The organism is Cupriavidus sp. 207A1 (assembly GCF_057798955.1).
In genome coordinates this window covers 22,850-42,491 of record NZ_JBYOJO010000019.1, presented here as the reverse complement: position 1 = coordinate 42,491, position 19,642 = coordinate 22,850, and the positions used below count along the sequence as shown (strand labels likewise).

Sequence of the window (19,642 nt, the reverse complement as noted above, 5' to 3'; positions counted from 1 at the left end):
GATGGATGACCAAGACCCTGCTGGGCGGCATGGCCGCGCTGGCGATGTGCCTGGGCGGCGCCGCACGCGCCGCGGACAGCTGGCCGCAGAAGCCCATCACGCTGATCGTGCCGTGGGCCGCCGGCGGCTCGACCGATATCCTGGCGCGCGTGCTGTCAGAACACCTGACCCGCTCGCTCGGCCAGCCGGTGATCGTCGACAACAAGCCCGGGGCCTCCGGCAATATCGGCTCGGCCATGGTGGCGCGTGCCAGGCCCGACGGCTATACGCTGCTGGTCGGCTCGATGAGCACGCACGCGATGAACCCGGCGCTGATGCCGAACATGCCGTTCCGCGGTGTGGAGGATTTCACGCCGCTGGGCCTGCTGGCCTACGTCACCAACACGCTGGTAGTGCATCCGTCGGTGCCGGCGCAGAACGTCAGGGAGCTGATCGCCTACGCCAGGGCCAATCCGGGCAAGCTGGCCTATGCCAGCGCCGGCCCGGGTTCGACCAACCACCTGAGCGCGGTGCTGTTCGAGAAGATGGCCGGCGTGCAGATGCTGCACGTGCCGTACAAGGGCGGCGCGCCCGCCGTGGTCGACACCGTGGCGGGACAGACCCAGCTGCTGTTCTCGGCCGGCACCCAGACGCTGCCGCACGTGAAGGGCGGCAAGCTGCGCCTGCTGGCCGTCACCGAGGGCAAGCGCTCGCCGTTGCTGCCCAATGTGCCGACCGTGGCCGAAACCGTGCCCGGCTATGAACTGGCGGTCTGGTACGGTGCCTTCGGTCCTAAGGGCATGCCGGCAGAGCTGGCCGCGCGCCTGAACCGCGAGATCAACGCGGTGATGTCGCTGCCCGAGGTCAAGTCCAAGATGAACGCCATCGGCGTCGAGACCGCGACCTCCACGCCGCAGCAGTTCGGCGCCATCCTGCAGCGCGACGCCGACCGCTACGGCAAGCTGATCCGCGAACTCGGCATCAAGGGGGAATGACATGAGCCTGCTGCGCACCGCCTCGCTGGTGGCGGCGGCCAATGTGCTGTGCGACCAGCTGCAGCAGGCCCGCGATCCCGGCGCCGCGTTCGATGCGATCGGCACCGCCACGCTGCAGGCGCTGGGCCCCGGCTTGCTGACCATCAATGCCTGGCACGCCGGGCCGGCCCAGATCGAACGCCTGTGGTCGTCCCACCCATCCGCTTATCCGGTCGGCGGACGCAAGCAGAAGGGCGACAGTCCGTGGCGGCGCCACTTGCTCGAGCGCGGCGAAGTCTTTGTCGGCGAGGGCGATGCCGCGCTGGCGGCGGTGTTCGACGACGTGCAGGTTATCCGCGCGCTCGGCTGCACGGCGGTGGTCAATGTGCCGCTGTGCTGCCAGTCGCGCGTGATAGGCACCTTCAACTATCTGGCGGATCGCTCCGCATGGTCGCCGGCGGAGGTGGCAGCGTTGCGTGTGCTGGCGGCGCTGGCCGGGTCCGCCGTGCGGGACTGCCTGGAGGCGCGGGCATGAACGCGGCCATCTGATCCACGCGCTTCCCCGCCTTCAGAGCAGCCGTGCCGCCTCATCGAGCAGGGCGCCGGATGACAGCATGTCGCCACGGTCGAAGCGCACCAGCGCAAAGGATCGCACCAGCGGCGGATCGCCCGGGATGCGTGCGGTAAGCAGCTCGATCTCGTGCGCCGGCGCCGTGCTTTCCGCTGCCAGCAGCACGTTCATTGCGCTGAGCCGCAGGTGTCTCGACTCAATGGACAGGAAGTCGCGCGCGTTCGTCAGTACCTCGGCCAGGCATTCCAGCTGGCGTTCAAGCGCCCCGGCATCCTTGCCGAGCTGCGCCAGTTCGCGGTCATTCTCGGCGACCTGTGCGCGCAGCGTGGCTTGCTCGGGTCCGCCATCGCCATCGCCGCCGAGCACCGAGCGCATGCCGGTGCCTTGCCGCTCGAGCAGGCGCAGGCGCGCCACGAGCAGCGCCTGTTCGCGCTCGAGCACGTTGCGGCGCGACTTGCCGGCTGCGACGCGGGCCAGGCTCTCCAGGGTCAACTGGTCGAACAGCCGCCGCACGATTTCCTCGCGCAGGGCCGCTTCGGTGCAGGCAATGATCCTGACCTTGTGATCGCTGAAACTGATCACGGTCTGGGGCACGTCCGAGCGCATGACATCGCCTTCCAGCGCCACGCCTAGCGTGCGCCGCTCGGCCATTGCCATGCCGAGCACAGCATAGGCCTGCGCCGAATCGGCCGACTGCGCAAAGAATTCGCGCAATTCGGGAGACCGGCTGAAGCCCAGTTCCACGTCATGGGGCGTGCCGAAAAAGGCGTGAATATAAGGGTCGCTGGCCCAGGCTTCCTTGCTGGCGTCGCGCGCGGCGGGAAGTTGCTGGACGAGTCCCCGCACATAATCGAGTGCCTGTTCCAGCGCGGGCCGGATCCGCTGTTGGTAGCGCGGCACCAGCCGCAGGCGCGGACTGAGACAGGTCACGCGTTCCGTCAGTTCGGCAAGCTCCCGCGATTCGCGTGCGGGGACCTGCGTTTTGCGCCGGCGCATCCACCCCAGGAAGCCCATCAGCATGCTCCTGCATTGTCCCGCCCATGCCGCTCGCGCGGTTTCGTGCCGGCGGTCCGGTTGGCCAGCATGTCGTGGCAGCCGCAGGTACCCCTCCGTTGGCAGGGGGTTATGCGGCGATGCCGTGCCTTGATTGCCTGTTCAATCTATGATTCATTGACGCAGTGCGCCAGGACTTTGATGACGATGCGTATGCAAGGCTATGGCTTTTCGCGCATCAAAGTGCACCGGCCGATCCGTCCTGGCATGTCTTCGGGCAGACCGGCGCGGTAGCGGTCGCGCAACGCCAAGGAGTTGACCATGAGTTCAATGATGCTGGTGAATATCGACGCGGGGACCACCGATGACGAAATCCGCGACTTTCTGGTGCGCTACGGACTGCCGGCATTCGACGACATCACCCGGGTGGAGGGCGATGGCTCGCGGCCGGCCGTGACGCTGCATTTCAACGAAGTCGATGCCGGCACGTTGCGCGGACTGGTGCCGCGTATCAACCATATTTTCTGGAAGCAGCGCAAGGTCGACGCCATGGTGCTGGCCGAGCGCTTCGAGTAAGGAGGCGCCATGGCCATGCGCTGCCGGCGCGTAGCCGCCGCCACCGGGCTTGCCGCGGCCGTGTCGGCGTGGCCGGCCTGGGGCTACTTTGACCACTACCTGTCAGGCACCATCGTCGGCACGCTGGGCCAGGCCCAATTGAATTCCGCGTGGGGCGTCTTTGGCAAGACCATGGACGAGGCCGCCGACGGCGCAAGCGTTGCGTTCAGCTTGCCGGCCGACCAGCGCCATCGCGCGGTGGAAGGATCGTTCACGCCGTTGCAGACGCGCACGGATCGCGGCGACGCCTGTCGCCAGGTGCGCAGCGAGTTCCGCCGCGCCGGGCAGTCGGAATCGTGGACCGGTTGGTATTGCAAGGAACAGGGCGGCTGGAAGTCGCGCAAGCTGCCGGACTAGCGCTGGGCCGGGTCAGCCCCGGGGGCGCGCGTGGCTAGTAGCGTTCCTCCACGTAGCGGTATGGGTAATTCGGCTCGCGGTAGCCGCCGGCTTTCTGCCTGGCAGGCAGCTTGACCGCCTTGCGCGGGATCTGCTCGTACGGGATCTGCGCCAGCAAGTGGGTGATGAGGTTCAGCCGGGCGCGCCGCTTGTCATTGGAATTGGCCACGTGCCACGGCGCGTAGTCGGTATCGGTGGCGGCAAACATGGCGTCGCGCGCGCGCGAATAGTCGTACCAGCGGCTGTACGAGCGCAGGTCCATGTCGGTCAGCTTCCACAGCTTGCGCCCGTCGTGGATGCGCGCCTGTAGCCGGCGCGTCTGCTCCTCCTGGCTGACCTCGAGCCAGTACTTGATCAGGATGACGCCGGAATTCACGATCGCGCGCTCGACCAGTGGCACGGCGCGCAGGAATTCCTCGGCCTGGGTTTCGGTGCAGAAACCCATCACGCGCTCGACGCCGGCGCGGTTGTACCAGCTGCGGTCGAAGATCACGACCTCGCCGGCCGCGGGCAAGTAAGGCAGATAGCGTTGTACATACATCTGGGTCTTCTCGCGCTCGGTAGGCGCGGGCAGGGCGACCACGCGGAACACGCGCGGGCTGACGCGCTCCGTGAGCGCCTTGATGGTGCCGCCCTTGCCGGCACCATCGCGCCCTTCGAACACGATGCACACCTTGATGCCGCGCGCCTGCACCCACTGTTGCAGCTTGACCAGCTCGACATGCAGCGCAAACAACTCCTTGCGGTATTGCTTCTCGGACAGCCGCCCGGTCTCCTTGCCGGGCTCGGCAGGCTCGTCCGTGGCCTCATTTGCACCGGTCGCGGGGTTGTCCCTATCGGTCTCGCGCAACGGCTCGTCGATGTCGTGCTTGTCGTGGTGCTTGCCCTTGCCCTTGCCTTTGGCCATGGTTTTTCCTCCGCCTTGCAATGCTGCTTTCTGTTTCCGCCGTGCCGCCGCGCGCGCAGTCATCCGGCGCGGAATGGCGGATCTTTTTCGCAATGGAAGCCAGGCGTCCACGGAATCAGACGCGAATCAATTTTATGTACAAATTTCTGGTAGTGGCGGTGCGCGCCGTAAATCGGTTGAAATCCCATAAATGTCGTACTACCTTCATATCGCGTATTCAGCATGAACGCGCGCGTCGCATCGGCGCGCAGCGGTAGCCCGCACCCATCGCATTCGACAACGGCATGCGCCGCACGCCCATGCCGCACAAGCGCCGCACCCGGTCGCGAGGAGGGAATATGGCCTTTCTGGTGAAACGGCTGCTTGGGTCCGGCCGGGCATGGCTGCTGGCGGCGCTGATGGCCGTGGCAGCTGGCGCCGGCGCGCAGGGCGCGCCGGCGGGCGGCCAGGGACAGACCCCTTCCTTCAAGCCCGAGGAGATCGAGGCGCTGGTCGCGCCGATCGCACTGTATCCCGATTCGGTGCTTTCGCAGGTGCTGATGGCCTCCACCTATCCACTGGAGATCGTTCACGCTGCGCGCTGGCTCAAGGCCAATCCCGGCATCAAGGGCGATGCCGCGGTCAAGGCGGTGGCCGACCAGCCATGGGATGTCAGCGTGAAGTCCCTGGTGGCATTCCCGCAGGCGCTCGAGCCCATGAACGACAAGCTCGACTGGACCCAGAAGCTGGGCGATGCCTTCCTGGCGCAGGAAAAGGACGTGCTTGCCGCGGTGCAGCGCCTGCGCGCGCGGGCGCAGCAATCGGGCAACCTCAAGAGCACCGAGCAGCAGACGGTCATCGTCGAGCCCGCCACCAGCAGCGCCAGCGGCACGCAGAGCGTGGTGCGCATCGAGCCGGCCGACCCGCAGGTGATCTACGTGCCGGCGTACAACCCCACGGTGGTCTACGGGGCCTGGAGCTATCCGGCCTACCCGCCGTATTACTGGCCGCCGTATCCCGCCTACTATCCGGGCGCGGCGCTGGCCACCGGCCTTGCCTGGGGCGTCGGGCTGGCCGCGGCCGGCGCCATCTTCGGCAATTGCAACTGGGGCGGGGGCGACGTGAATATCAACGTCAACCGCGCCACCAATATCGACCGCAATTTCGACCGCACCAAGGTGCAGGCCGGCGGACGCTGGCAGCACGACGCCAGCCACCGCCAGGGCGTGGCCTACCGGGACAACGCCACGCGCGAGAAATTCTCGCGCGATGTGCCGGGCGCGGACCGCCGCAATGATTTTCGGGGCCGCGAAGGCGGAGCCGGCGGCCGCGGCGAGGTCGCCGATCGTGGCCAGCGCGATCGCTCGGGCGGTCTCGAGCGTACTGGCGGCGGCGAGCGCGCGGCCTTGTCGGATCGTCCTGGCGGTGGCGACCGGGGCGGCGCGTCCGACCGCGCCGGCGTCTCCGACCGTTCCGGCGTCTCCGACCGCGCCGGCGTCTCCGACCGCGCCGGGGCTTCCGACCGCTCCCGCGGCGGCGGGGGCGGAGGCGGGCGCGACAACGCCTTCCAGGGCGTGGGCGGTGGCGCTGCTTCGCAGCGCGACTTCGACCGTGGCCGGTCCAGCATGCAGTCAGCCGGCGCGCACCGCGGTGGCGGCGGCTTCGGCGGCGGTGGTGGCGGCCGCGGCGGCGGCGGCTTTGGCGGCGGTGGCCGCGGCGGCAGGCGCTAAGTGCAGGGAGCCTCGATCATGACCTCACCTCTCGCGCTTGCCTTGCGCCATCCGGTCCGGTATCTGGGCTGGCTGCCCGGCCTGTTCCTCGTGCTTGCCATGGCGTACGGGCCGGCGGCGCGCGCGCAGAAGCCCTTCGAATCGGCCGAGGCAGCGATGAACGCGTTCGGCGACGCTGTTGCCCGCCAGGACGACACTGCCATGAAAGTGCTGCTGGGCAATGATTTTCGCCAGCTGATCCCGCCTGTGGGCGCGGAAGTCCGGCAACGCTTCCTGGAGCAATGGCAGGTCGCGCACGCGCTCCAGCCGGTCGACGACAGCCACGCCCGCATCGCCGTGGGCAACGACGGCTGGACCCTGCCGGTGCCGCTGGTAAAGGGCGCCAGGGGCTGGCAGTTCGATACCCGCGCCGGGGTCGAGGAGATGCGCCTGCGCCGCGTCGGGCGCAATGAACTCGCGGTGATGCAGACCATGCTGGCGATCTACGATGCCCAGAACGAATATGCCCAGACCGACCACGACGGCGATGGCGTGCTGGTCTATGCGGGCCAGCTGGCGAGCACCGCCGGCAAGCGGGATGGCCTGTACTACCCGACTCGCGACGGCGAGCCGCCCAGCCCGCTGGGTGCAGCTTTCCTTACCGCCGGCAAGGGCAAGGCGGGGCAGGGCTACTATGGCTACCACTACAAGCTGCTGACCGCGCAGGGCCCGCATGCGCCCGGCGGCGCTTACAACTATGTGGTCAACGGCAAGCTCTTCGGCGGGTTTGCGGTGCTGGCCTGGCCGGTGAAGTACGGCGATACCGGCGTGCAGAGCTTTATGGTCAGCCACGACGGCCAGCTGTTCGAGCGCGACCTCGGGCCCGACAGTGCGGCCCAGGCCGCGAAGATCCGGTCGTTCGACCCCGGCCCCGGCTGGAGCCGGGTGACGCCATGACGTGCGCTACAAGGGGGGCCATGAAGCGTGCCATCAAGCGCGCCATCAAGCGCGCGGGCGCTGTGCCGGGTGTCGTGGCCGCGGCTGGCGTGGTGCTGTGGCTGTCGGCGTGCGCCTACCCTTACCCGGTCGAGCCGGTGGCGATGGTGCCAACCACCTACCCCGGCTCGCAGCCCACGCGCTACGACCGCGCCTTTGACGCCGCGGCCGGCGCCCTGCAAGACCAGGGCGTCACGATCCGGGTGCAGGACGCAACCGCCGGCACCATCGCCGGCAGCCGCAACAACCGGCCGGTGTCGGCAAGCGTGCGGCGCCAGGCCGACGGCACGGTGCGGGTGCAGTTCGACGGCGGCGACCCTGATGACCCGGGCCTGATGCAGCGCATCTCGCGCAGCTATGACGCGCGCATGGGGCGCTGAGCCGGCCTCCCTTGCCACGCCGGCGCGCGCGCGGCCCGCGCCGCGGCTACGTGCAGTTGGCCCGGTAGGCTTCCTGCAACGACTTGCGGGACTTGTCGCGCTCGATCTTGGGGATCGTGCGTCCCTGGGCTGTCTGCGTGGCCGGCCCGGAAGACTGGTAGGAGCGCTGTTTCGGGGTGGCGTTGTACTGCGCCTTCAGCGCTTCGCATTTGGCCCGCCTGGCCTGGTCCGGGTCTTCGCTGGCGGCAGCCGGCGGGCGGTAGGGGCTGGCGCCGCCCTGCACGGCCTCGGCGATGGCGCCGGCGGCATCCGGCGCCGAGGCATGCTGTGCGCTTGCGGCGGTGCAGCCCAGCGCCAGCAGCGCCACGGCCATGCATTGTCTGGAGATCAGCATGAAAGACCCCGGTTGCGATCGGCGATGCCGCATGGCGGTGCCGCGGGCCGCGAGCACCATTGCCCGATCGTCCGGCCCGACAACCATGATATGTGCCAAGGCGTGGATTGCCAGTGCCTTGTTGCCGGCGCACGCGCCTCCTGGTCCGGCACGGCCCTGACACGCATCCGGCGCCTGTAGTCCACGCAAGCGGTAGCGCGCCTTCACCCAGGACAGCCCCCATGCAGACTGAACCGCTTACCCCGCCCGGCGAGCGCAGCGCACGGCGCGAGCCTGGCTGGTGGCGCTGGCTGCCCGGCCTGACCATGCTCAGGACCTACCAGGCCGCCTGGTTGCCGCGCGACCTGGCGGCCGGCCTGGTGCTGACCACCATGCTCGTGCCGGTCGGCATTGCCTATGCCGAGGCCTCGGGCGTGCCCGGCGTGTACGGGCTGTATGCCACGGTCGTGCCATTGCTGGTCTATGCCGTGTTCGGTCCCAGCCGGGTCCTGGTGCTGGGGCCGGATTCCGCGCTGGCGGCGCCGATCCTCGCCGTGGTGATCCAGGTCTCCGCTGGCGATCCCGCGCGCGCGATCGCCGCGGCCAGCATGATGGCGGTGGTCTCGGGCGTGGTCTGCATCGTGATGGGGCTGCTGCGGCTGGGATTTATCACCGAGTTGCTGTCCAAGCCGATCCGCTACGGCTACATGAATGGCATCGCGCTGACGGTGCTGGTCAGCCAGTTGCCCAAGCTGTTTGCCATCTCGGTCGACGAGGGCGGGCCGCTACGCGAGATCCTGGCGCTGGGCCGGGCCATCCTGGACGGCCAGACCAACTGGTACAGCTTTGCAGTCGGCGCCGGCAGCCTGGTGCTGATCCTGCTCCTCAAGCGCTTTGAGCGGCTGCCCGGCATCCTGATCGCGGTGGTCCTGGCCACCATCGCGGTAAGCGTGTTCGGCCTGGACCGGGCCGGCGTGAAGGTGCTCGGCCCGATCCCGCAGGGCCTGCCGCAACTGGCGCTGCCGTGGCTCAGCGGCGCCGACCTGGTCAAGATCGTGCTGGGCGGCTGCGCCGTGGCGCTGATTGCGTTCGCGGATACCAGCGTGCTGTCGCGCACCTATGCGGCGCGCTACCACAGCCGGGTCGACCCGAACCAGGAGATGGTGGGCCTGGGCGCCGCCAACCTGGCCGCGGGCTTCTTCCAGGGCTTCCCGATCAGCAGCAGCGCCTCGCGCACGCCGGTGGCGGAGGCCGCCGGGGCGAAGACGCAGCTGACCGGGGTGGTCGGCGCGCTGGCCGTGGCGGTGCTGCTGCTGGTGGCGCCCAACCTGCTGCAGTACCTGCCCAGCAGCGCGCTGGCGGCAGTGGTGATTGCCGCCGCGCTCGGGCTGTTCGAGTTTGCAGATCTCAGGCGCATCTATCGCATCCAGCAATGGGAGTTCTGGCTGTCCATGGTGTGCTTTGCCGCGGTGGCGGTGTTTGGCGCGATACCGGGCATTTGCCTGGCCGTGGTGATTGCCGTGATCGAGTTCCTGTGGGATGGCTGGCGGCCGCATTTTGCCGTGCTCGGCCGTGTCGAAGGGCTGCGTGGCTACCATGACGTGCAACGCTATCCGCATGCGAAACGCATCGACGGCCTGCTGCTGTTCCGCTGGGATGCGCCGCTGTTCTTTGCCAATGCCGAGCTGTTCCAGGAGCGGCTCATGGAGGCGGTGGAGGACTCGCCCACGCCGGTGCGCCGCGTGGTGGTGGCCGCCGAGCCTGTCACCAGCGTGGACGTGACCTCGGCCGACATGCTGCGCGAGCTGATCCGGACGCTGCACGAGCGTGGCATCGCGGTGCACCTGGCCGAGATGAAGGATCCGGTGCGCGACAAGCTGAAGCGCTTCGAGCTGCTGGAGCTGATCGGCGAGAAGAACTTCCACGCCACCGTCGGCGGCGCGGTGGATGACTACGTCGGCAAGGGCAGGGCGCCTGCGGCCGGCGCGGGGTGAGCCGCGGCCGTTCGGCAACGAGGTGCGCCGCTTTTCCGGGTGTCTTCGCGTATCAGGGGTGGGAGGATTTGTCGGGCCTTGGCCTTGCGGCCAGCGCTCAAGTCCTTAGCCGGCCGCCAACGTGGCGCGCCGTTTGGCACGTGCCAGCGCCTGGTGCATGGTTTGGAGCAGCACCTCGGGCGGCCGCGCACCCGACACGCTCTGCGTGCCGTTGAACATAAAACAGGGAACGCCGAGACCGGGGCGCGCCGGCGGGTCGAGCGGGCCGTGCACCGATGGCAGCCAGTCCAGGTCATGCGCGCCGGTGCTGTCGGCATGCTCCGGCAAGGCGATGCCGCACGAAGCCGCGGCCTGCCGCAGTACCTGCGGGTCGCCGATATTTTCGGCGCGAATGAAGTAGCGCTGGAACAGTTCTTCGATCAGCAAGCCAGCCACGCCAGCGCCCGCCTGCTGGCGCGCATGGCGCACCAGCCGGTGGGCCAGCAGCGTGTTCGGGAAGGTTTCGATGCGCTCCAGTGCCAGCGTGAGGCCGGCATCCTTTGCCGCGGCACGCACCTGCGCCTGGCGCATCGCCACGGCCTCCGGGCTGCCCAGCCGCGCCAGGTAGAACTCGCGGTACGGCAGGCCGGCAGGCGGGGTCGTGGGGATCAGCGGATAAGAACGCCACGCCACCTGCACGGCGACGTCCGGGCGCTCGCGGCCAAGCCAATCGATGGCGGTTTCCAGGTGCTTTTTGCCGATCCGGCACCAGGGGCAGATCAGGTCGAAATAGGCCTCGACCGAAAGCGTCGCCGGTTGATCCGAGGGCAACGACTGGCGCCTGGCACCGTTGTCGGGGTGTGGGGAATTGTCGGGGCATTGCATGCGTTGGCTCTTGATCATGTCATCGGTGCGCGCGCCTGCCGGGTATCCGGCGGCGCGGTCCGGCGGCTTTTGTTGCCGTCTGCGGTGAGCACGGAGTTTGGTCCAATGGTCCGACGGAATTTTGACGATTCGGGACGATCAATTGACATTTCGTGACAGGCAGGGAAAACACGATGTCCGGCGGGCCCGTGGCAGCTTGCGCGTTCGCCGGCGGCAGCCGCAGAATGCGCCGACCTCTTTCCCGCGGCATGCATTGCCGGCGCGCTAGCGTGAACGCTTTGTCTCCTACCGTCCCCATCTCCGTCGTCAACGGCTTTCTTTGCGGCGCCAACCCCATGGCGATCGCGCGGCTGGCGGAGCGCTCCGGCATTGCGGCCGAACTGCTGGCGGAGCCGGCGGCGCGCGTGACGCAAGAGCAGTTCGCCACGTTGTACCGGCTGCTCGCGCACGAACACGACGATGAAATGCCGGGCATCTTCAGCCGCCCGCTGCGCAATGGCACGCTCAAGTACCTGTGCCTGAGCTTGCTGGATGCGCCAAGGCTGGAAGTGGCGCTGCACCGGTTCGGGCAGTTCTTCCACCTGATCCTCGACGATTTCCGCGTCGAGTCGCGGCGCGATGGGGCTTCGGGCTATGTGGAGCTGATGGAGTATCCGGCGTCGCCCGCCGTGAGCATGCTGGGCCGCGAACTGATGCTGAAGCTGGTGCATGGCGTCACGTCGTGGCTGGTTCGCAAGGAGATTCCGCTGCAGGCGGTGGAACTGCCATCCGGCCGGCCGCCGCTGGCCAGCGACCATCTCTACCTGTTTCCCGGTCCGGTGCATTTCGGCTGCCAGCGGACCCGCATGATCTTTGACGCGGCTTACCTCGACATGCCGGTGCGCCAACGCAAGCCGGATCTGGAGAAATTCCTGGCGCGCGCGCCCGAGGACTGGATCTTTGTCTCGTTCGACGAGCAGATGACCTGTCATCGCGTGCGGCAGTACGTGGCCGAGCGCCTGCCGGAACCGCCCACGATCGAGGCCGCGGCGCTGGCGCTGCATTGTTCGGTGCGCACGCTGTGCCGCCGCCTTGCCGCGGAAGGCACCACCTTCCAGGCCATCAAGGACGATGTCCGGCGCGATATCGCCATTCAGCGCCTGACACGCTCGGCGGATCCGATCGCGGCCATTGCCTTCGACGTGGGCTTCGACAATCCCACCGCGTTCCATCGTGCCTTTCGCCACTGGACCGGCAGCACGCCGAATGCCTACCGCCGCGCGCCGTAGCCGCGTATCACAGCCGCGTATCACAGCCGCGTATCACGGCGGAGTATCGCAGCCAGGCAATGTGCCGACTATGCCGGCCGGCGACTGACCGTTTCCGCCATCACGGGCGGCTTCGCGTGCGCATTGCGCGGCTGCCGCGGCACACGCGCGCAAAGCGGCAGGTTTTGTCAGCGATTGGGCCGGATTTGGTAGCCGCCCTGGCGCGCGCCGCCACTACGATGCCGGCATCAGATCCGCGCGGGCCAACGCGCGGCACCGAATCAAGCGAGGGGACATATGGCAATCGAAGGCTACAGCATGGCAACGCTCTGCGCGTTCGTCGGCAAGGAACTCGGCGTGTCCGAGTGGATGGAAGTGGACCAGGCGCGCATCAACGCGTTCGCGGAATGCACGGAGGACCGCCAGTGGATCCACGTTGACGTCGAGCGCGCCCGCAAGGAAAGCCCGTTCGGCGGCACCATCGCCCATGGCTACCTGACGCTGTCGCTGCTGGCGGGAAAGCTGACCGGCATGGGCGTGGTGCCGGGCGACGCGCGCGCCGCGGTGAACTACGGCCTGGAGAAGACTCGCTTCCTGGCGCCGGTCAGGGCAGGCGGGCGCGTGCGCAACCGCGTCAGGCTGTTGGCCGTCGATGACAAGGGCGACGGCCGCGTGCTGTTGCGCATGGAGAACACGATGGAAGTCGAGGGTGAAGCCAGGCCGGCAATGGTGGCGGAAGCCCTCGCGCTTGTCATGGCATGAAGCGGGACACGACACCGGAACAGGGCAGAAAACAAGGCAGAGGCAGGAGCAGCAACATGACAACCGCATCCAGGGCGCGCGCGCCGGCCAGCAAAGCCGGCAGGAACCGGCAGGCCGCGACGGTGATGGCCGCCACCGCGGCCGGGGCCATCGAAGCCGTCGAAGCCGTCGAAGCCGTCGAAGCCGTCGAAGCCATCGACGTGAACCCGGCGCTGGCCGGTCCCAATCCATTCGTCGGCCTGAGGCCGGAGGACTTCGTCAGCGCCGCGCAGCAGATCGGCGCGCAGTGCGTGCAGGAGCCGGTGCTCGTGCTCGAGCAGCAGGCGCAACTGGCGCACGATCTCGTCAGCGTACTGGATGGTTCGGCGCCGTTGCCGTCGGCGCGGGACCGGCGCTTTGGCGATGCCGCCTGGCGCGACAACCCGTTGTACCGCATGTCGCTGCAGGGCTACCAGGCCTGGCGAGACGCGTTGGGCGGCTTGGTGCGGCGCTCGGTGATGGACGCGCGCAGCAAGCACCGCGCGCAGTACTTCACCGAGCTGGTGATCGATGCGCTGGCCCCGACCAATACCCTGCTAGGCAACCCCGCCGCGCTGAGAAAGACGGTGGAGTCGTGCGGGATGAACCTGGTCAGCGGGCTGGCCAACCTGGTTGCCGATACCCTGGGCAACGGCGGCATGCCGGCCCAGGTGGACAAGGAAGCCTTCAGCGTCGGCCAGAACCTGGCGACGACGCCGGGCGCGGTGGTGTTCCGCAACGAACTGCTGGAACTGATCCAGTACGCGCCGTCCACGGCCCGCGTGCATGCGCGGCCGCAGCTGATCGTGCCGCCGCAGGTCAACAAGTTCTATGTGTTCGACCTGGCCCCCGGCAAGAGCATGGTGGAGTACCTGCTGGCGCGGGAGCTGCAGGTATTCATCGTCAGCTGGCGCAATCCCACCGCGGCGCAGCGCGACTGGAACCTGGATACCTATGTCAGCGCGCTGATCGAGGCGATCGGGGCGATCCGCGACATCACCGGCAGTGCCGACGTCAACCTGCATGGCGCCTGCTCCGGTGCGATGACCATGGCGGCGCTGATGGGTTATTGCGCCGCCAGCGGCGAAAAGCTGGTGCATGCCGCGACGCTGATGGTATCGGTGTTCGGACTCGATGCGCAGTCGCAGCTCGGGCTGTTCAGCACGCCCGAGGCCGTCACCGCAGCGCGGCAGGGCAGCCAGGCGCTCGGCGTGCTCGACGGCGCGGCGCTGGGACGCATTTTTGCCTGGCTGCGGCCGAACGACCTGGTGTGGAATTACTGGGTCAACAACTACCTGCTCGGCAATGCGCCGCCGGCCTTCGATGTCCTCTACTGGAACAACGACACCACGCGGCTGCCCGCCGGCCTGCACGGCCAGTTCCTCGACATGCTCACGCTGAACCAGCTCGCCACGCCGCGCACGCTGCACGTGCTGGGCCACGCCATCACGCTGTCGGACGTGACCTGCGACAAGTATGTGCTGGCCGGCATGACCGACCACATCACGCCATGGAAGGCGGTTTACCGGTCGATGCGCGCCTTTGGCGGGCGCACCGAGTTCGTGCTGAGTTCCAGCGGCCACGTGCAGAGCCTGGTCAATCCCCCCGGCAACCCGAAGGCGAAGTTCTTCCGCGGCGGCGCGCCGGCCGCCGATCCGCAGGCCTGGCTTGACGACGCGACCGCCGTGCAGGACTCGTGGTGGGAACACTGGAGCCAGTGGCTGCAGGCGCGCTCGGGACCAAAGCGCCGCGCGCCCGACGTTCCCGGCAGCGCGCAATTCGCACCCTGTGGCGATGCGCCCGGACGCTATGTGACCGAAGCGTGATGCGCAGCCCATGGACGCCGGCCCATGCCGCAGCGGCCAACCCCAGTTTCGATTTTTGCAACCCAACCGTGAGGAGATACCCAGATGGAATCGACCAACACCGCGGACGCCGCCGCCCGGCAGGCGTCCCAGGCCCCGCACCGCAAGCTGCTTGACTTCGTCCGGCACAATCGCCTGGACCCGGCCGCGATCCTCGAGTCGCGCCGCAAGGACATCGAGGCGCTGGCCAGCATCAACATCACGCTGCTGAGCGGCCTGCAATCGGTGGTGCGCCTGCAGGCCGAGTACCTGTGCGACACCGCCGCCGACCTGCAGGCGCTGGCGCGCGGCGGCCAGCCCGCCGAGGGCAAGCCTTCCGCCACGGTGGCGCAAGCGCTGCCGCGCTCGCTGCACAAGGCCGTGGCCGGCCTGCGCGGGCTGAGCGATACGCTCTACAAGACCCAGGCGGACAGCATCGCCACGGTCGGCCGGCGCATCGCAGAGAACGTCGAGGAGGTCAAGGGCATCCTGCGCCCCAAGGCATGAACGCAGGCGGGCAAGGCCGGCGCGCCGGCCATGCCCGCGCGCCAACGTCTCCAGGACGAACCGATGACAACCATCAATGCCGGCACGCCAGCCGGCCACAAGCTCCGGGTCCGGACCGTGGATCTGGACGGCCAGGTACTGCGGGCCGGCATCCGGCCGGGCCGGGACGCCGGCCCGCCGCTGCTGGTCTTCAACGGCATCGGCGCCAACTTCGAACTGCTCAGGCCCTTTGTCGACGCACTGCCCGACATCGAAGTGATTCTCTTCGACGTTCCCGGCGTGGGCGGCTCGCCCGCGCCGCTGATGCCTTACCGCTTCTCCAGTCTCTGCGTGCTGGCCGACCGGCTGCTGTCGCGCCTTGGCTACGATGGCCAGGTCGATGCGCTGGGCGTGTCGTGGGGCGGAGCGCTGGCGCAGGAGTTTGCCCGGCTTCAGGCCCACCGTTGCAGGCGCCTGGTCCTGGCGGCGACCTCGCCCGGCGTCATCATGGTGCCCGGCAGGCTGTCAGTGCTGACCAAGATGATCGGCCTGCGCCGCTATACCGATCCGCAGTACCTGCGCCGCGTTGGCGCCGACCTGTATGGCGGCGCCTTGCGCCATGACCCCGCATGGCTCGACCAGCACGGCCGGCACATGCAGCCGCCGCGCGGACGCGGCTACCTCTACCAGCTGCTGGCGGCCTGGGGCTGGAGCAGCCTGCCCTGGCTGGGCGCGCTGAAGCAGCCTACGCTGGTGATGCACGGGACCGACGACCCGATCGTGCCGCCGGTCAATGCCAGGATCCTGGCCGCGGCCATTCCCCACGCGGCGCTGCAACTGGTCGACGACGGCCACCTCTTTCTTGTGACCGGCGCCGACAGCGCGGCCAGAACCATCGGCCGCTTCCTGCGCGCATAGTCAACCGCTTCAGCGCACGCCTTGACGCACGCAGCACGACCCCCCGGATGGGGGGCGCATGGTGTGATTCGTGAGCTGGGCATCACCCTGTCGGGTGGGCGGTTTTACTTATCTCGCATTTGGAAAAATTTCATCTCTGCCGCGGGACCGGCTCCCATTAAAGTTGGTCAGAGCAAGAATATGTAGGCACCCGGGATACACCCGCGGGGCCGGTCCAGGGTGTGGCGGGACAACCCGGGCAGGCTGAAGGGGGAGTATCCACCATAGGCACTGGATATTGCAGGATTCCTGGCGGAGGACGGCATGGATGCAGGCAAGCAACTGGCTCACGCGCGTGAAGTGGGCGTCAAGACGGGCGTCGTGCTGCAAAAGCGGCTGAGGAACGCGCAGGAGGCCTACATACATCGTGTGCAGCAGGCCATGGGCGAGGACAACGCGGCCCCCGCGCCGGCAAAGTGGACCGCCGGCCTCGATCCGATGAACGGCTATGCCTACGCGGTCGACAGCATGCAGCGCGCCATCCTGTTCTGGGACACGCTCAGGGAGCGGGGCAACCACTTTGTGGAAAACGCTACGCACGGCCTCAAGCCGGTCCTGCACTTCGACTACGAAACCGTGATGGATGGCCGCCAGTTCGCGCGGCCAGTCAACTATGCACTGCTGAAAATCACGCCGCCCGAAGGCGTGACCATCGATGACAGCCGCCGCCCCTATGTCATCATCGATCCGCGTGCCGGGCACGGCCCGGGTATCGGCGGGTTCAAGGACGATTCGCAGGTGGGCGTGGCGATGCGTGCCGGCCACCCGGTCTACTTTGTTATCTTCTTCCGTGACCCGGAGCCGGGGCAGACGCTGCTCGACGTATGCGAGGCGGAGCAACAGTTCATCCGCAAGGTGCGCGCCCTGCATCCGGACAGCGCCAAGCCGGCCATCATCGGCAATTGCCAGGGGGGCTGGGCCGCGATGATGCTCGGTGCATCGGACCCGGACGACACCGGCCCGATCGTCATCAACGGTGCGCCGATGTCGTACTGGAGCGGTGCCTGGAGCGCGGGCGAGGGCGACAACCCGATGCGCTATTCCGGCGGCCTGCTGGGCGGCACCTGGCTGGCATCGCTTACGGCGGACCTCGGCAACGGCAAGTTCGACGGCGCCTGGCTGGTCCAGAACTTCGAGAACCTGAACCCGGCCAACAGCCTGTGGGACAAGTACTACAACCTGTACCGCAAGGCCGACACCGAGCCGCCGCGCTTCCTCGAGTTCGAGCGCTGGTGGGGCGGCTACTACCTGATGAACCGCGAGGAGATCGAATGGATCACGCGCAACCTGTTCGTCGGCAACAAGCTGTGGAGCGGCGACGTCAAGGCGGCAGGCGGCAAGGGCTTCGACCTGCGCGAGATCCGGGCGCCGATCGTTCTGTTTGCCTCGATGGGCGACAACATCACGCCGCCGCAGCAGGCCTTCAACTGGGTCGTTGACGTCTATGGCAGTACCGATGAAATCAAGGCGCGCGGCCAGGTGATCGTCGGGATGATGCACCGGAGCGTGGGCCATCTTGGCATCTTCGTCTCCGGCAAGGTCGCAAAGAAGGAGCATGCCCAGATCGTTTCGGTGCTCAAAAGCATCGAACTGCTGCCCCCGGGCCTCTACGGCATGGTCATCCATGAACACAAGCGCGGCGATGGCATCGAATACGAGGTCGAGTTCGAGGAACATTCGCTGGAGGAGCTCGCCGGCCGGCTCAACCGCTTCGAGCGGGCCGACGAGAAACCGTTCGAGGCCGTTGCCGCGCTGTCGGACTTCAACCAGCGCGCCTATGAACTGTTCGCGCAACCGTTGGTCCAGGCCATTTCGAACGAGGCGTCGGCACGGATGCTGCGCGAGTTCCATCCGCTGCGGGTGCAGAACTGGGCGTTCTCGGACCTGAATCCCTGGATGGCCTGGCTGAAGCCCGCGGCCGAGGCGGTCAGGGCGAACCGCCAGGCCATGGCGGATGACCATCCGCTGAGGCAGCAAGAACAGGCGGGGGCGGAAATGCTCAGTGCCGGCCTCGACGCTTACCGCGCCGTGCGCGACGCGATGACGGAGGCATCGTTCTTCAACCTGTACGCCAACCTGTTCTCGTTCCTGTCGCTGGACAAGCCTTCCGCGCCGGCAGCCATGGCGCCGCAGGAACCGCCGGAAGTCAGGGCCGCGCTGGCCTCGGTCGGCGAGGGCGGCTACACCGAGGCGATTGCCCGGCTGGCCTGCCTGCTCAATCGCAAGGGCGAGCCCTTGCCGCTGTCCCGGCTGGAGCTGCGCAAGGAGCTGGTGACGGACTACGCGGACTTCCTGCCCGAACTGCCCCCTGACGCCTGGCGCAAGACCCGGGGCCAGCAGGAGCTGATCACCCGGTACGCGCCCGAGCAGGCGCTGGAGACGCTGCCGGCCTTGCTCAGGCACCAGGCTGACCGCCAGCGGCTGCATGCGCTGGCAGAAAAACTGCGCACCGACGAGCGCCTGCTTGGCACCAGCCCCACGGCGGAGCAGGCTGCGATGCTGGGGCGGATCCGGGCGGTGCTGGCGCCGAAACCCGAGCGCGGGCGCGCCGCGGGCGCACCGCTCACCCGTGCGTCCTAGGGCGATGCGGTACGAGACCACGTGGGTACCCAGCGCCGCCCGCCGACCACGCTGAAACCAGAGCAGGAGCATGCCGTGAACGCCAGACATGAGAAGTACCAGCGGCTGATCGACTATTGCAAGACCATCCCGCCCACCCCGACCGCGGTGGCGCATCCATGCGATCACGCGTCGCTGGAAGGCGCAGCCGAGGCGGCCCGCATGGGCCTGATCGCGCCGATCCTGGTCGGGCCGCGCAGCCGCATCGAGGACGCCGCGCGTGCCAGCGGCATCGACCTCGGCGCGTACCCGATCGTCGATGCGCCGCACAGCCACGCGGCGGCTGCGGCCGCGGTGCAACTGGTGCGCGAAGGCAAGGCCGAGGCCATCATGAAGGGCAGCCTGCACACCGACGAGCTGATGGGGGCGGTGGTCGGGGCCGACAGCGGCCTGCGCACCGCCCGGCGCATCAGCCACTGCTTCGTGATGGACGTGCCCGGGCACGAGGACGCGTTGATCGTGACCGACGCCGCCGTCAATATCGCCCCGACCCTGTCCGAAAAGGCCGATATCCTCCAGAACGCGATCGACCTGGCCCACGCCCTGCAACTGAAGGAAGTCCGCGTGGCGATCCTGTCGGCCATGGAGACCATCAATCCCAAGGTGCCATCCACCATCGAAGCCGCCGCGCTGTGCAAGATGGTCGACCGCCACCAGATCACCGGCGCGGTGGTCGACGGCCCGCTCGCGCTGGACAATGCCATCAACCTGGATGCGGCACGCATCAAGAAGATCGATTCGCCGGTGGCCGGGCGCGCCAACGTCTTGCTGGTGCCCGACCTGGACGCCGGCAACATGCTCGCCAAGAGCCTGACGTTCCTTGCCGGCGCGGATGCCGCCGGCATCGTGCTGGGCGCGCGCGTGCCCATCATCCTGACCAGCCGTGCCGACACGGTGACGACGCGGCTGGCGTCGTGCGCGGTGGCTGCCCTGGTCGCCAAGGCGCGGCGAGAGTCCACCCAGGTGGCGGGGTGACGTC

Annotated in this window: 19 protein-coding genes; 15 read left to right on the top strand and 4 right to left on the bottom strand. The window is 68.1% G+C overall.

Annotated elements, in window-relative coordinates:
* Positions 1-5: 5 nt before the first annotated feature.
* Together AC3FMM_RS27450 and AC3FMM_RS27445 are read left to right on the top strand one after the other, a co-directional pair.
* Positions 6-974: a Bug family tripartite tricarboxylate transporter substrate binding protein gene (locus tag AC3FMM_RS27450; RefSeq protein ID WP_439897375.1), complete on the top strand. Its 969-nt coding sequence runs from the start codon at positions 6-8 to the stop codon at positions 972-974.
* A gap of 1 nt (position 975) precedes the next feature.
* Positions 976-1,488 carry a GAF domain-containing protein gene (locus AC3FMM_RS27445; protein ID WP_488687739.1) on the top strand — a complete coding sequence of 171 codons (513 nt, stop codon included), beginning with the start codon at positions 976-978 and terminating at the stop codon, positions 1,486-1,488.
* A gap of 33 nt (positions 1,489-1,521) precedes the next feature.
* On the opposite strand, the gene AC3FMM_RS27440 is transcribed toward AC3FMM_RS27445, so the two are convergent.
* A complete protein-coding gene (locus AC3FMM_RS27440) occupies positions 1,522-2,538 on the bottom strand; it encodes a hypothetical protein (protein WP_473704869.1) in 1,017 nt (338 codons plus the stop codon).
* A gap of 300 nt (positions 2,539-2,838) precedes the next feature.
* On the opposite strand from AC3FMM_RS27440, the gene AC3FMM_RS27435 reads away from it, so the two are divergent.
* Both AC3FMM_RS27435 and AC3FMM_RS27430 read left to right on the top strand, forming a co-directional pair.
* Positions 2,839-3,093, top strand: a complete 255-nt coding sequence (locus AC3FMM_RS27435) for a cytochrome c-type biogenesis protein (RefSeq protein ID WP_111516891.1) — start codon at positions 2,839-2,841, stop codon at positions 3,091-3,093.
* A 9-nt stretch (positions 3,094-3,102) separates the two neighbouring features.
* Complete coding sequence (locus tag AC3FMM_RS27430; protein WP_326348258.1) at positions 3,103-3,489, top strand: hypothetical protein; 387 nt, start codon at positions 3,103-3,105, stop codon at positions 3,487-3,489.
* Between the two features lie 34 nt (positions 3,490-3,523).
* On the opposite strand, the gene ppk2 is transcribed toward AC3FMM_RS27430, so the two are convergent.
* Entirely contained in the window at positions 3,524-4,435 is a 912-nt protein-coding gene (gene ppk2, locus AC3FMM_RS27425; RefSeq protein ID WP_115713706.1) for a polyphosphate kinase 2, read from the bottom strand.
* A gap of 338 nt (positions 4,436-4,773) precedes the next feature.
* Here ppk2 and AC3FMM_RS27420 point away from each other — a divergent pair, with 338 nt between their 5' ends.
* From AC3FMM_RS27420 to AC3FMM_RS27410, 3 genes are read left to right on the top strand one after another with little or no spacing between them, the layout of a single operon-like run.
* Positions 4,774-6,144, top strand: a complete 1,371-nt coding sequence (locus AC3FMM_RS27420; protein ID WP_488687738.1) for a DUF3300 domain-containing protein — start codon at positions 4,774-4,776, stop codon at positions 6,142-6,144.
* Positions 6,145-6,162: 18 nt separating this feature from the next.
* Positions 6,163-7,080 carry a DUF2950 domain-containing protein gene (locus AC3FMM_RS27415; protein ID WP_326348257.1) on the top strand — a complete coding sequence of 306 codons (918 nt, stop codon included), beginning with the start codon at positions 6,163-6,165 and terminating at the stop codon, positions 7,078-7,080.
* A 20-nt stretch (positions 7,081-7,100) separates the two neighbouring features.
* Positions 7,101-7,499: a hypothetical protein gene (locus AC3FMM_RS27410; protein WP_240991358.1), complete on the top strand. Its 399-nt coding sequence runs from the start codon at positions 7,101-7,103 to the stop codon at positions 7,497-7,499.
* A gap of 46 nt (positions 7,500-7,545) precedes the next feature.
* On the opposite strand, the gene AC3FMM_RS27405 is transcribed toward AC3FMM_RS27410, so the two are convergent.
* A complete protein-coding gene (locus tag AC3FMM_RS27405; protein WP_116314759.1) occupies positions 7,546-7,893 on the bottom strand; it encodes a hypothetical protein in 348 nt (115 codons plus the stop codon).
* A 221-nt stretch (positions 7,894-8,114) separates the two neighbouring features.
* On the opposite strand from AC3FMM_RS27405, the gene AC3FMM_RS27400 reads away from it, so the two are divergent.
* Complete coding sequence (locus AC3FMM_RS27400; RefSeq protein WP_414248668.1) at positions 8,115-9,866, top strand: SulP family inorganic anion transporter; 1,752 nt, start codon at positions 8,115-8,117, stop codon at positions 9,864-9,866.
* Positions 9,867-9,971: 105 nt separating this feature from the next.
* On the opposite strand, the gene AC3FMM_RS27395 is transcribed toward AC3FMM_RS27400, so the two are convergent.
* On the bottom strand, positions 9,972-10,748 hold the full coding sequence (locus AC3FMM_RS27395) for a DsbA family oxidoreductase (RefSeq protein WP_488687737.1): 777 nt from the start codon (positions 10,746-10,748) through the stop codon (positions 9,972-9,974).
* Positions 10,749-10,978: 230 nt separating this feature from the next.
* Here AC3FMM_RS27395 and AC3FMM_RS27390 point away from each other — a divergent pair, with 230 nt between their 5' ends.
* From AC3FMM_RS27390 to AC3FMM_RS27360, 7 genes are all read left to right on the top strand, one after another.
* Positions 10,979-11,998, top strand: a complete 1,020-nt coding sequence (locus tag AC3FMM_RS27390) for an AraC family transcriptional regulator (RefSeq protein WP_488687764.1) — start codon at positions 10,979-10,981, stop codon at positions 11,996-11,998.
* Positions 11,999-12,274: 276 nt separating this feature from the next.
* Positions 12,275-12,739 carry a MaoC family dehydratase gene (locus AC3FMM_RS27385; RefSeq protein ID WP_115701686.1) on the top strand — a complete coding sequence of 155 codons (465 nt, stop codon included), beginning with the start codon at positions 12,275-12,277 and terminating at the stop codon, positions 12,737-12,739.
* A gap of 125 nt (positions 12,740-12,864) precedes the next feature.
* Complete coding sequence (locus tag AC3FMM_RS27380) at positions 12,865-14,583, top strand: alpha/beta fold hydrolase (RefSeq protein ID WP_488687763.1); 1,719 nt, start codon at positions 12,865-12,867, stop codon at positions 14,581-14,583.
* An 84-nt stretch (positions 14,584-14,667) separates the two neighbouring features.
* Complete coding sequence (locus AC3FMM_RS27375) at positions 14,668-15,108, top strand: phasin family protein (RefSeq protein WP_115713699.1); 441 nt, start codon at positions 14,668-14,670, stop codon at positions 15,106-15,108.
* 63 nt (positions 15,109-15,171) lie between these two features.
* On the top strand, positions 15,172-16,005 hold the full coding sequence (gene phaZ, locus AC3FMM_RS27370; RefSeq protein ID WP_116314761.1) for a poly(3-hydroxyalkanoate) depolymerase: 834 nt from the start codon (positions 15,172-15,174) through the stop codon (positions 16,003-16,005).
* A 303-nt stretch (positions 16,006-16,308) separates the two neighbouring features.
* On the top strand, positions 16,309-18,624 hold the full coding sequence (locus AC3FMM_RS27365; protein WP_488687736.1) for a DUF3141 domain-containing protein: 2,316 nt from the start codon (positions 16,309-16,311) through the stop codon (positions 18,622-18,624).
* Between the two features lie 75 nt (positions 18,625-18,699).
* Positions 18,700-19,638 carry a phosphate acetyltransferase gene (locus AC3FMM_RS27360; RefSeq protein ID WP_115713697.1) on the top strand — a complete coding sequence of 313 codons (939 nt, stop codon included), beginning with the start codon at positions 18,700-18,702 and terminating at the stop codon, positions 19,636-19,638.
* The last annotated feature ends 4 nt before the right edge of the window (positions 19,639-19,642 follow it).